This window comes from Prosthecobacter sp., from assembly GCF_044373815.1.
Classification (GTDB): domain Bacteria; phylum Verrucomicrobiota; class Verrucomicrobiia; order Verrucomicrobiales; family Verrucomicrobiaceae; genus Prosthecobacter.
In genome coordinates, this window is sequence record NZ_JBIPNG010000165.1 from 1 (window position 1) to 12,665 (window position 12,665).

Consider the following 12,665-nt stretch of genomic DNA (forward strand, 5'->3'; position numbering starts at 1 on the left):
GCTTCAAAGTGCTCCAGCATGTTCGCGGAGAGTACGGTTGATCCGTCACTCTTGCCGCGCAGTACATCGGCCAGTCCGTCGGTGCTGCGGTCCAGCAGCATGAGTTCGGGATGAAAAGCCGGGAAGTGAAACACGAGGTCCTGCCAGAGCTTGTCGCGATTCAGTGCGGCCGGTTTGGCCGTGACCGTCCATGCAGGTGCCTCAGCAGATGGCTGAGCTTGCAACCAGCCGTCCGGCTCCAGCAAGGTGAGCAGGCGGTGCACAAAGCGCTCGTGTGTGGGCTGCACCTTGGTGCGTTTCAGCATGGCGGGCAGAGTGAAGGTCTCGCTCGGTTTCGGGCGCCAGCCGAGATTCTTGAACACCACGAGAATCGAACTGCGGCACAGCTGCAGAAACCGCGGCTCCCACTCCTGATAGCGCGCGTTCATGCCGAGCGCCATGCTGAAATCAGCGGCGCTCTCTCGCAGCTGTGCAGCCAGCTTGCCATTGTCTGGCAGGTAGTCTGCAGGCGTACGTGCGCTCGGCACTGCGGAGAGAGGCTTCAGCTGCCACTCTGACTGATAGAGCCAGTCGGCCTGCGCACCAGAGCCCGGTGCGCTGCTCATGGCGGTGTGCTTGCAGAGGAAGTCCGTGATCTCCAGCAGCACGTTGCCGTCGTCATCGAGAATGAAGAGATCGATGACGATGATCTTTTTCGCAATCGCCTGCGTCCTGCGCACATAGGCCCACACCTTGGCACCGGGCCTGGAGAAGCAGCGGATGCGCTCCATGCGCGCCGGGAGGTAAAGACCATCCGCCGGAATGGCGATCGTGGGATGGATGCACGCGTCCAGCAGCGCGGGATGAACAATGTAGCGGTCCATCTCCGCCACCACAGCGGCAGGCAGTTCTATGCGGCCCAGGGCTTCATCCTCACCCGCCCAGACATGCGTCAGCGCCTGAAACTGCGGGCCGTAGTGCAGCTCCGCAGTGGCGGCAGATTGATAAAAAGTTTTGCCATCGAGTTCCGACACACAGCGCTTTTGGATCGCGGCAAGATCAAACGGCGCAGGCTGTCGGCGCTCGGGCTCGGCGCGCATGCGTCCAGTGACGTGCTGCGTCCAGTTCGGTGGGTCCTCGGTGAGGGTGCTCTTGATGACGAAGGTGTTTTCGTCCGGCTGGCAGGAGATCTGCGCCAGCGGCACGTCATCTCCTGCAGGCAGGATGCAGCCGCGATGGATTTCGAGTTCTTCAATGAGTACCGGTTTGTCCAGATGCAGTTCACGGCCGGCGGCTAGCGCCATCTCCACATAGCCTGCGCCGGGGAAGATGAGGTGCTGGCCTACGCGGTGATCCTTCAGCCAGGTCAGCACGTTTTTGTTCAGCGCAGTTTCCCAGGTGGGCTGGATGTTTTGCAGTGTCAGCTTGAGCAGCGGATTGAGCTGCGGACGCGTGCGCAACTGCGTCGAATACGCGGGCTCATGCCAGAAGTGCTCCTTCTGCCAGGGATACTCCGGCAGGCGAATCGCGGAGCTCGCCTGCGGGTAGAGTCCCTGCCAGTCCACCTCATGACCATTCACATGCAGAGCGCCCAGCGTGCCCAGCAGCGTCGCGCGCTCCGGCTTCTGGCGCCGCAGCGATGGCAGCACCAGCCCGATGGCTTCCGCCGTGGTGAGGCATTCGGACATCGAATTGGACAGCACAGGGTGCGGGCTGATCTCAAGAAAATGCGTCTGTCCTGCGGCGATCACCGCATCAATGGCCGGTGCAAAGAGCACGCTCTGCCGCACATTGTGCCACCAGTACTCCGCATCGTAGTCGGTACCTTCCGCCAGCTTTCCGGTGACGGTGGAGAAGATTTTGACGCTGCCCGTCTGAGGTTGCAGACCTGCCAGCGACTCGGCCAGTTCCTCCCTCACCGGGTTCATATGGGCGCTGTGAAACGCGTAGTTCACCGGCACGTAGCGCACAAAAAGTGCGCGCTGCTCCACCACCTGGAAAATCTCATCCACCGCATCGCTGTCACCCGAGATGGACACCATCTTGGGGCCGTTCACAGCCGCGAGCGACGCTCTCTCACCATACGGGGCGATGAGGGCTTCGGCCTCTGCTCGCGTCAGCGCGGCGGCGATCATCTTGCCGCGCAGCGGTGTCTTCTCCATGCAGCGTCCGCGATGGTGGATGACACGCACCGCCTCTGGCAGAGACAGCGCGCCGCACACATGCGCCGCAGCGACCTCTCCCATGCTATGTCCTACCACAGCATACGGGCGCACACCCCAGGACTGCCACAGCGCCGCCAGCCCCACCTGCAGGGCAAAGAGCGCCGTCTGCGCGATCTGCGTTTCGTTCAGCCGTGTGGTCTTTTCATCACGACGCAGTTCATCCAGCAGCGAGCAGCCGCCGAGCTTGAGCAGTTCATCATGGCAGGTCTGGATGATCTCGCGAAACACCGGCTCCTGCTCCAGAAGTTCACGCCCCATCGCCCACCACTGCGGCCCCTGACCGCTGAAGACAAAGACGAGGCGGGCGTTTTTGACCGGCTGGCCCACGTTGAGTCCGGGGGCCTGCTCTCCATTCAAAAAGGCAGAGAGCGCGGCGCTCATCCCTGCACGCGTGCTTGCCACGGCGGCGAGACGTAATTCATGGTGCGTGCGCCTGCGGCTCGCCGCGGCGCAGATGTCGCTCAGAGAGAGGGATTCATCCGTCGACTCCAGGAAATCGTGGAAAGACTTGGCGACGGCCACCAGGGCGGCATCCGTGCCGCGTGCGGAGAGTGGCAGGATAAGTTCCGGCTCATCGCCAGTGGGGGCAGGGGCGGGCGCAGGCGCGGCATGTGCCGGAGCGGCCTCCAGCACGGCGTGGGCATTGGTCCCGCCAAAGCCAAAGGAATTGATGCAGGCCAGCAGGCGGTGCTGCGCGTCCTGCTTCAGCGGCGTGGCGGTCACAGGCACTTTCAGACGCAGGCGCTCGAAGTTGAGCGAAGGATTCGGCGTGTTGAAATGCAGATTCGGCGGCACCATGCCGTGCTTCAGGCAGAGGGCCACTTTGATCAGCCCCGCGATGCCTGAGCCCGCCTCCAGATGGCCGATGTTCGTCTTCACCGATCCAAGCAGGCAGTCATCTCCGGGCTGACGCCCGACACCGAGGATCGTGCCCAGCGCACTGCCTTCGATGAGATCGCCGATGGTGGTGCCGGTGCCATGGGCTTCGGCATATTGGATTTCATTCGGAGACACGCCTGCAAGACGACAGGCGGTGGCGATAAGCTCCTGCTGGGAGCCACGGCTTGGCACCGTCATCCCGGACGTGCGCCCGTCTTGATTGACCGCGGTGCTGCGAATGACGGCGTAGATGGGATCTCCATCCGCCAGCGCGGCGGAGAGTGGCTTCAGGCACACCGCACCGACACCTTCACCCCGGACGAAGCCGTTGGCGCTGGCATCAAAGGCTTTGCAGCGCCCGTCTGCGGACAGCATGCCCATGCTGGAGAAGGCAACAAAGGGGAAGGGTGTGATGATGCAGTTCACCCCGGCGGCGATGGCGCGTGTGCATTCCTTGTTCCACAGCGCCTGGCAGGCCATGTGCACGGCCACCATGGAGGAGGAGCAGGCGGTGTCCACCGCAACGCTTGGGCCCTGGAAATTCAGCGCGTAGGAGATGCGATTGGCCGCGATGCTGGCCGCGACTCCCGTGGCGGAATGCGGATAGGCCACGCCACGACCTGCGGAATTCTGCTGGATGTCTCCGTAATCATGCGTGGAGACGCCCACAAAGACGCCAGTGTCCTCACCTTTGACGATGTCCACCTGCTGGCCCGCATCCATAAGAGCCTCCCAGGTGGCCTCAAGCAGCAGGCGCTGCTGGGGGTCAATGAAGGGAGCCTCACGCTGCGTGATGCCAAAGAAGCCCGGGTCAAACATGTCGATCTCATCGATCAGCCCCGCCCACTTGGAATAGGTTTTGCCTGGCTTGCCGGGTTCGGGGTCGTAGTAAAAGCGGTGGTCCCAGCGGTCCTGCGGCATCTCGCGGATGGCATCCACTCCGCCCATGAGCATCTGCCAGAAAGTTTGGGCGTTGGTGGCTCCTCCGGGCAGGCGGCATCCGATTCCAATGATGGCGATGGGGTCGGCAGAGGTTGGTTCTGGCATGGGTTTTACTTGCTTACTTGCTCACGGTGCGGCTTGTCAAGAAACCGGCTTGGAAATAGCATGCTCTCTGGCGTTGCAAACTCATCGAGCAAGGGCTTGAACAGGGTGTGACCTTTTTTCATGGCTGCCGTTGCAAATTCATTCTGAATGATCACCACTCTTGACCGTAAATTGCTCCGCGACCTAGGCGGCATGAAAGGGCAGGTACTGGTGGTGAGCCTCGTCATGGCCTGTGGCGTGGCGATGATGATCGTGTCTCAAAGCGTGATTCTGAGCCTGGAAAGAACACGGGACAGCTACTACCAGCGTTACCACATGCCGGATGTGTTCGGTTTGGTGAGGAGCGCGCCGCTGTCCCTGCGGGACCGGCTGAGCCACATCCCCGGTGTGGCTGCGGTGGAGCTGCGCGTGGTGGAAGGCGCGTTGCTGGACATGGAGGGCGTGCAGGAGCCGGTCAGAGCGCGGCTCGTTTCATTGCCCGATGACGGTAAGCTCAACCTCAATCAGATCTTTCTGCGGCGGGGCAGGCTGCCTGGAGTTGGGGCTCAGCGGGAGGCGGTGGTGAGCGAGGCCTTCGCACAGGCAAATGGGCTTCAGATAGGAGATCGCATCACTGCCATCCTGAACGGGCACCGCGACCACCTGGACATCTGCGGCATCGGGCTGTCGCCAGAGTTTGTGTTTGAAGCGCCGCCGGGCCAGACCCTGCCGGACAACAAGCACTACGGCGTCTTCTGGCTGCGCTATCAGTCCCTGGCCTCCGCCTTCGATCTGGAGGGCGCGTTCAATGACTTCTGCATGGATCTGTCTCCCGGAACGCCGCCCAAGGAGGTGATCGAGGAAGTGGACCAGATGCTGGTCACCTACGGTGCCCCTGGCGCGTACGCGTTGAGCGATCATTCCAGCTCAAAGCGGTTGGGTGACGAGTTGCGGATCGTTCGTGCTCTCTCCCTCGCGTATCCCTTGGTGTTTCTGTGCGTGGCGGCCTTCATGGTAAACTCGGTCACCTCGCGGCTGGTGCGCTTGCAGCGGGAGCAGATCGCCCAGCTCAAGGCGCTCGGCTACACCTCCTGGCAGGTGGGCAGGCACTACCTGAACTATGCCTTGGTGATCGTGGCCGCAGGCACGGCGGTGGGGATTTTTGCCAGCTGGCGTCTGGGGCATACCATGCTGGCGGTGTACACGCTGCTGTTTCATTTTCCTGAGCTGCACTTCCAGATGGATCAAAGCGCCATGGTCATGGCCCTGGTCATCAGCATCGCGGCAGCCGTCCTGGGGGTGGCGGGGGCCGTGTGGCTGGCGGTCAAGCTGTCCCCGGCGGAGGCCATGCGTCCGGAACCCCCGGCGGATTTCAAGCCATCGCTGCTGGAGCGACTCGGCTTCACACGCGGCGCGGGGCTCGTGTTTCGCATGGCTTTGAGAAACATCGAACGTCGTCCGGTACAGGCCGGGTTCACCATGGCGGGGCTGGCGTTGGCCACCGGCCTGCTGGTGCTGCCGGGGGCCCTCGCGGACAGTGTGGACCAGCTGCTCACCTACCAGTGGAATGACCAGTTCCGGCAGAACGTGGTGGTCCACATGCGGGATCCTGTCTCCCGCAATACAATGCATGATCTGGAGCATCTGCCCGGAGCAATTCGGGTGGAGCCAATGCGCGGCTTCATCGCCAAAGTGAGCAATGCGCACCATGAGCGCCGCTTGTTCATCCTCGGCTTCGCAAAGGGCCACAAGCTCATCAATCCACGGGACGCGCAGGGCCGCCCCCTCGTGCTGCCGGGAGAAGGGCTGGTCATTTCGCAGAAACTGGCGGAGGTCCTAGGCGTGAAGATCGGGGACCGTCTGCATGTCCAGGTGCTGGAAGGACGCTGCGAACACCGGGAGGTCACCGTGCGCGGCTTCATGGCGGACTTCTATGGCATGGCCGCGTACATGGACATCGATGCGGTGCGCCATCTGCTGCGGGAGAGCGACACGATGACAGGAGCCTTCCTCACCGTGGACACAAATCGCTGGGACGACTTCATGCGCGAGGTCAAAAAACAGCCGAAGATCGAATTCGCCAGTGTGAAGAAAAATGAGCTGGCCGCGTTTCGTGCCTCCACAGGTCAGAGCATAGGCACGCTGCGCCAGTTGTTTCTGTGGATGGCGGTCATCGTGGCCTTCGGCGTGGTGTACAACAGCGCCCGCATCGCTCTCTCCGAGCGTGGGCGTGACCTCGCCACCCTGCGGGTGGTCGGGCTGACGAAGCGCGAAGTCGCCGGCGTGCTGCTCGGGGAGCTGACCTTGCTCGTGCTGGTGGCTCTTCCGCTGGGCCTCGTCTTTGGCAGCGTCCTTGCCTCTTACGTGATCAGTGCGGTGAGCAATGAAACCGTGCGTCTGCCGCAGTACATCAGCACCATCACCTATGCCAAATCCGTGCTGGTCGTGCTCGCGGCCTCAGGCGCATCCTTTGCCATGGTCGGATTCATGCTCAACAAGCTCGATCTCGTAAGCGTCCTCAAAGCACGCGACTGAACGTATGGAGACAATCGAGTCATGCGCAATGGATATAACGGCACTCAGTTCAGCGCACGCATCGTGGGTTTTCGAGATTGGGTGTATGAGGCCACGCGACAGCTTTTGGACTGCGGTCGCGAAGATGCACGGCGCAAGCCTGTATAGTAGCCACCGCTTTCGCGAGGTGAAAAACGTTCCCCAGCCTTAGACCGCAGTCCATCCAAAAAAATGCCAGGCATTTAATAGTTGCAACCACGAGATTTTTTCACCACATTCCACGCCATGAAGCCCACTCAAACCCCTGATCCCCAGACGCTCCCGCTCGAAGAGCAACTCGTCGGTGTGAATGCGAAAACAGGGCTCTATCCCGGCGCGCGTTCCTGGTCCGGCGGCCGGTTCCGCATCCTCGGCAAGGGTCCTCTCGAATCCTACTGCTACCACGTCATGTCGCGCACCTGCGGTGGTGAGGTGTTCTTTGATGACATTGAGAAAGAGGCGCTGCGGAGGGTGATCTGGCGCATGGCGGAGTTTTCGGGGATCAAGGTGCTGACCTACTGCCTCATGAGCAATCATTTCCATCTGCTGGCCGAGGTTCCCCATCGCGACACCTGGTTGCAGCGCTTCGACGGCCCCCAAGGCGAAGCAAAGCTCTTCGATCACCTGCGCACTCTCTACAGCCGCGCCTACTTGGGCCTGCTGCGCGATGAACTCGCCGACTTCCGCGCGCGCGGCATGGCCGTCCTCGCTGAGCAGCGGATCGACGCGCTGAAAAAGCGCTTCTGCGATCTCTCCCTCTTCGTCAAAGAGGTCAAAGAACGCTTCAGCCGCTGGTTCAACAAACGCCGCGGACGCCGCGGCACGCTCTGGATGGACCGCTTCAAAAGCGTGCTGGTGGAGGGCCAGGGCGAGCCCCTGCGCACGATGGCCGCCTACATTGATCTCAATCCCGTGCGCGCCGGACTCGTCAAAGATCCGAAGGACTACCGCTGGTGCGGCTACGCAGAAGCCCTCGGCGGCAGCCGGAGAGCGCAGCGTGGATTGTGCAAGGCTCAGGGCAAACCGGTGGATGCATGGAAAAGCGCCGGCGCTGCAGCCGCCTACCGCTGCCTGCTGCATGCAGAGGGGCGGGAGGTGAAGGACGCGCAGAATGAGAAGGTGGTGACACGCGGCGTGACGGTGGAGTCGGCACGAGCGGTGCTGGCGCAGAAAGGGAAGCTGAGTCCGGCTGAGCTGGTGAGGCTGCGCGTGCGCTACTTCACCGATGGTGTGGTGCTGGGCAGCAAGGAGTTTGTGGAAGGCGTCTTTGAGGCGCAGCGGGAACTTTTTGGGCCGAAGAGGAAAAACGGTGCCCGCCGCATGGCGGAATCGGATGCGCCATTTTATTCCCTGCGGCAGCTGCGCCTCAAGCCCCTGGGATGAGGTGGTCCTGAGTTAAAAAAGCAGGTGTCGAGAGAAAACAGGCCAGCATGACGGGTGCAAATGGCACTCGGTATAAAGGTCGCGGCCTTACGCAGTAGAGCCCAATGGATGCCGCTTGTCTTACACAACGAAGCTCAGCTTGCCCTTCGTAGCTTTCGCGAAGAATGGGCAGAGCGAAGGAGGAAGCTTTAGCAAGCACTCCCTTGGGGTGGACCGAGGTGAATCATGCTTGGTCCCGCTCGTGAGCTGCATAATAGCATCTATTTTTGCAAAGCACGCGCATGAAGGTATCCATACTACCGCATGCTCACGCCACTCGATTTAAAACTCTTCCGCGATCTCGGTCGCATGAAGGGGCAGATCGTGGCGGTAAGCCTCGTGATGGCCTGCGGGCTGGCGATGATGATCATGACTCGCAGCATCGTGCTTACCTTGGAAGGCACGCGGGATGCCTACTACCAGCGCTATCGTCTGGCGGATGTCTTTGCCTCCCTGAAACGGGCACCGCTTTCCTTGGCGGAGCGCGTGGCGGAGATCCCCGGCGTGGCGGCGGTGGAGGCACGTGTCGTGGTCGATGCCACGCTCGATCTCGTGGGCATGACCGAGCCTGCCTCCGCGCACCTAGTGTCACTTCCAGAAGGACGGCCGCAGACTCTCAACAAGACCTTCATTCGGCAAGGTCGGCTGCCTCAGCCCGATGAACGACGGCAGGCGGTGGTGAGTGAATCTTTCGCACTTGCGAACAAGCTCCAGATTGGTGACAGCCTCGTGGCCATCATCAACGGCCACCGCGACAGCATCATCATCTGCGGCATCGGGCTTTCGCCTGAGTTTGTCTTTGAGGCGCGGCCTGGGCAGACACTGCCTGACAATAAACGCTACGGTGTCTTCTGGATGAACTACAAGGCCGTCGCCGTTCCCTACGATCTCGATGGCGCGTTCAATGATCTCTGCGTGGATCTCTCGCCGGGGGCGCAGTCAGGGCCTGTGATGGCGGAGATCGATCGCCTTCTGCTGGGCTACGGCGCGCAAGGAGCCTACACGCGGCGTGAGCACAATAGCGCGCAACGCTTGGATGATGAACTGCGCGTGGTGCGTGCTCTCTCCGTGGCCTATCCACTGGTCTTTCTCAGCGTGGCGGCGTTCATGGTGAATGCGGTCCTCGCACGACTGGTGCGCCTGCAGCGGGAGCAGATCGCGCAGCTCAAGGCGCTGGGCTATTCCTCCTGGCAGGTGGGCCGGCACTACCTGAATTATGCCCTGGTCATTGTCGTGCTGGGCACCCTGATCGGCGGCGCGGTGGGACGCTGGATGGGCGGCGCACTGATCAGCATTTACGATCTCTTCTTCCGTTTCCCTGCACTGAAATTCCGCATGGATTACAGTGCCTTGGTCATTGCCTTGGTCGTCAGTACAGCGGCCTCCTTTCTTGGCGTCATCAGTGTCGTCTGGATGGCGGTCAAGCTCCCGCCTGCCGAGGCCATGCGGCCTGAGCCACCCGCTGACTTCAAGCCTTCGGCGCTTGAGCGATTGGGCCTCACCCGTGGCAGCAGTCCGGCGCTGCGCATGGCTTTGCGAAACATCGAGCGTCGGCCGGTGCAGGCGCTGTTCACGGTTTTCGGTCTCGCCCTCGCCACGGGGCTGATGGTGCTGCCCGGCTCCATGGCGGACAGCATTGACTACATGCTCACCTATCAATGGAACGACGTGCAGCGGCAGGATGTGGTCGCCTTTTTCGCCGAGCCCGGATCGGCCGATTCGCTGCACAATCTGGAGCAGCTGCCCGGCGTGCAGCGCGCCGAGCCTGTGCGTGCCGTGCAGGCGCGCATCCACTACGGCCACCATTCACGCAAAATCGCTGTGACAGGACTCCCACGTGATGCCGACCTGAACCGCCTGCTGGATGCAGAACGGCGGCTCATCGTGCTGCCTGAGGAGGGCATCGTGATGTCAGCGCAGCTGGGCAAAATCCTGGGCGCACGCATTGGTGATGTCGTTCAGGTGGAGGCGCTCGAAGGCCGGCGCGAAACGGTGGGCGTCCCCATCCGTGGTTTCATGCAGGACTTCGCCGGCATCTCCGCCTTCATGGACATCCGGGCGCTGCACCGCCTCATGCGTGAAGGGGACACCGTAAGCGGAGCCTACATGACCGTGGACCAGGCCCGCTGGAGTGACTTCATGCGCGCAGTGAAAGACACTCCACGTATCGCCATCACTCTGGTGAAACAGGATCAGTTGGATTCCTTTCGCAGCACCACGGGGCAGAGCATCGGCATCCTGCGCAAGCTCTACCTCGTGCTCGCTATCGTGGTGGCCTTTGGCGTGGTTTACAACAGCGCCCGCATCGCGCTTTCCGAACGCAGCCGTGATCTGGCCACCTTGCGCGTCATCGGCTTCACTCAGCGCGAAGTCGCCGGTGTGCTGCTGGGCGAACTGTTGCTGCTCATCTCCACCGCCATCCCCGTGGGCCTGCTATTTGGCAAAGGCCTGGCCACCTTCATCATTGCGAAGGTGAGCACTGAAACCATCCGCATGCCCCTGGTCATCAGCCTGAACACCTACACCATGGCCATCCTCGTGGTCGCCGCAGCCTCCAGCGCTTCCTTCATCGTCGTCAGCCGCATGCTGCGCAAGCTGGACATGGTCGGCGTCCTAAAGGCGCGGGATTGAGCGTGAATGTGACAAAACCGATGCCGATCCTCGGGCGGACATAGATCGCAGGCAGGTTGCCGGACACCACGGCCATCGTTTGAATGTGAAGATTCCGTGACTTGAGCATCGTGCCCGATGCATGCCCATTCAGCGAGTGAAATGTGTCAGCCAATCTCGCAAGCATGCTCCGGCATCGGTGCTGCTGGCCGTGCTGTGTCTGCTCGCTGTGCTGTCGTTTCTAATCATCACCACAGCAGCGATGTCCAGAGAGCATGGCGAAATGCAGCAGGCCCGCACCAGCATGATGCGCGCACGCCAGCTGGCCGAATCTGGTATCGCAGTGGGGGCTCACCCGCTGATCAAAGCCGGAGATCCGCTGCTGCAGAACAATGGATCCGTGATCGAAAGCTATGAAGCCAAAGTCACCACCGAAGAGCGCCTGCTGAACCTCAACGCGCTTCTCACCGCAGAACGGCTGCCGCTGCTGGAACGCGTCTTCATGTCATGGGGCCTGTCACTTGTCGATGCCCAGGACATCGCCGCCACCTTCATGGACTGGACAGACGCCGATGACTTGAAACGCCGTCCCGGCAGTGCCGAAAAACTCGACTATGAGCATGAGGGGCTCCCACTGAACCGCCCCTTCGCCAGTCTAGATGAAGTGAATCAAGTGGCCCGCGTGGAAGAATTGGATGCCGCCAGGCCCGACTGGCGCACCTGGTTCACCCTCCGCGGCAACGGCCAGTTGGATGTGAACACCGCTTCCGCCGAAATCCTGGCCGCGGTCACCGGTGCCTCAATGGAAAGCGCCGAGAAACTGGTGACCACCCGCAACGGGCCGAACGGTGCTCCGTTGAAAAGTCTGGAAGAAGCCGTTTCGATCCTCGGCATTGCCGGATCCGACACAAGTTTGCTGACATTGTCCGGACCGACAAGGCACGTCGAAAGCATCGGCAGGGCCGGAGATGCACAATGTGGCATCGCCTTGGTTCTGGACCTCAAAGGTGGCACACCCCGCATGATCGAGTGGCGCGAATTTTCCGTGAAAGGAACCGGACTGCCATGAAGCGCAGAACCTTTCGCAAAGCTTCCACGCAGTCCCTCTGTTTTCCGGGTGAAGAGGCCCGTGAAACATGGATCTGTGACAACGGCGTCTGGCAGCAGGCACAGCCCGTCACCGGAGGACTCATGGGGGTCGAAACCCTAGCCTTTGACAGCGCCCCCTTCTGGCACCTGAGCCAGGGGGATGCTCCAGCTGAAGCCGTGGCGCTGCGCTGGGAGGCGTTGGGCGTGTTGAATGCAAATGCATCTTTGTGCCTGCAATGGACAATTTTGCGCAAAAACCAGCGAGCTTTGGTAGGCACTCTGGCGCTGACCGAGGAATCCCTCTGCTCTGACGGATGGAGCAACCATCCCGAACAGTTTGAGCCCAGTGTCCGCCTTCTGCCGCTACCAGAGAATGGCATCGCCCTATGGAAGGAACTGGGCCGCCATGTCGTGGCATTCACCCGTGAAGGGAAGTTGCTGCATGCGGCGGTGCTGGGCTCCCGTGTGCTGGATGTGGATGCAGCGTTTGAACTGCGTGATCTTTGCGCTGCACTCCAGGCGCATGATTTCATGGAAGAGCCGTCAGCCATCCATATCTGGACGGCCTGTGAAACCGACTTCGTGCCGCAACTGGCTTGCTTGTTTGTGGAGGCCGAGGTTCGAAAGGAGCCACGCCCTGATCCATGTCCGCCGATGGAAGCTGGAGGACTGTTGCCGCAACTCGTGGCAACCTTACGCAAGGAACAGCAAACCCGGCAGGGCAGAATGCTGCTGCTGGCGGCGGCGGCCATGATGTATCTGTGTTTCTTCGGGGCCTGGTGGTTGCGTTTGCAGTGGCGGGAGGGCAGCTTGCACAAGGCAGAGACTCAGCTCGCCCTACGGCAGCCTGAAATCGACCGCGTGACTCAGGCGCAGGCACAT

At 61.5% G+C, this 12,665-nt stretch carries 6 protein-coding genes; 5 read left to right on the plus strand and 1 reads right to left on the minus strand.

Features of this window, described 5'->3' with window-relative positions:
* Positions 1 to 4,130 (minus strand): type I polyketide synthase (locus ACIREA_RS14695; protein WP_397383035.1); only part of this gene is annotated, 4,130 nt, incomplete at its 3' end.
* Positions 4,131 to 4,277: 147 nt separating this feature from the next.
* Between ACIREA_RS14695 and ACIREA_RS14700 the strand changes: the two genes are divergently transcribed.
* The 5 genes from ACIREA_RS14700 to ACIREA_RS14720 all read left to right on the plus strand — a co-directional run.
* The gene (locus tag ACIREA_RS14700) at positions 4,278 to 6,644 is read left to right on the plus strand and encodes an ABC transporter permease (RefSeq protein ID WP_397383036.1); all 2,367 of its coding nucleotides are present in this window, start codon (positions 4,278 to 4,280) and stop codon (positions 6,642 to 6,644) included.
* A 264-nt stretch (positions 6,645 to 6,908) separates the two neighbouring features.
* Positions 6,909 to 8,045: a transposase gene (locus ACIREA_RS14705; protein ID WP_397383037.1), complete on the plus strand. Its 1,137-nt coding sequence runs from the start codon at positions 6,909 to 6,911 to the stop codon at positions 8,043 to 8,045.
* A 303-nt stretch (positions 8,046 to 8,348) separates the two neighbouring features.
* Positions 8,349 to 10,715, plus strand: a complete 2,367-nt coding sequence (locus tag ACIREA_RS14710; RefSeq protein ID WP_397383038.1) for an ABC transporter permease — start codon at positions 8,349 to 8,351, stop codon at positions 10,713 to 10,715.
* Positions 10,716 to 10,836: 121 nt separating this feature from the next.
* On the plus strand, positions 10,837 to 11,763 hold the full coding sequence (locus tag ACIREA_RS14715) for a type II secretion system protein GspK (protein ID WP_397383039.1): 927 nt from the start codon (positions 10,837 to 10,839) through the stop codon (positions 11,761 to 11,763).
* A partial coding sequence (locus ACIREA_RS14720; RefSeq protein ID WP_397383040.1) for a hypothetical protein occupies positions 11,760 to 12,665 on the plus strand: 906 nt, incomplete at its 3' end. The genes ACIREA_RS14715 and ACIREA_RS14720, both read left to right, overlap by 4 nt.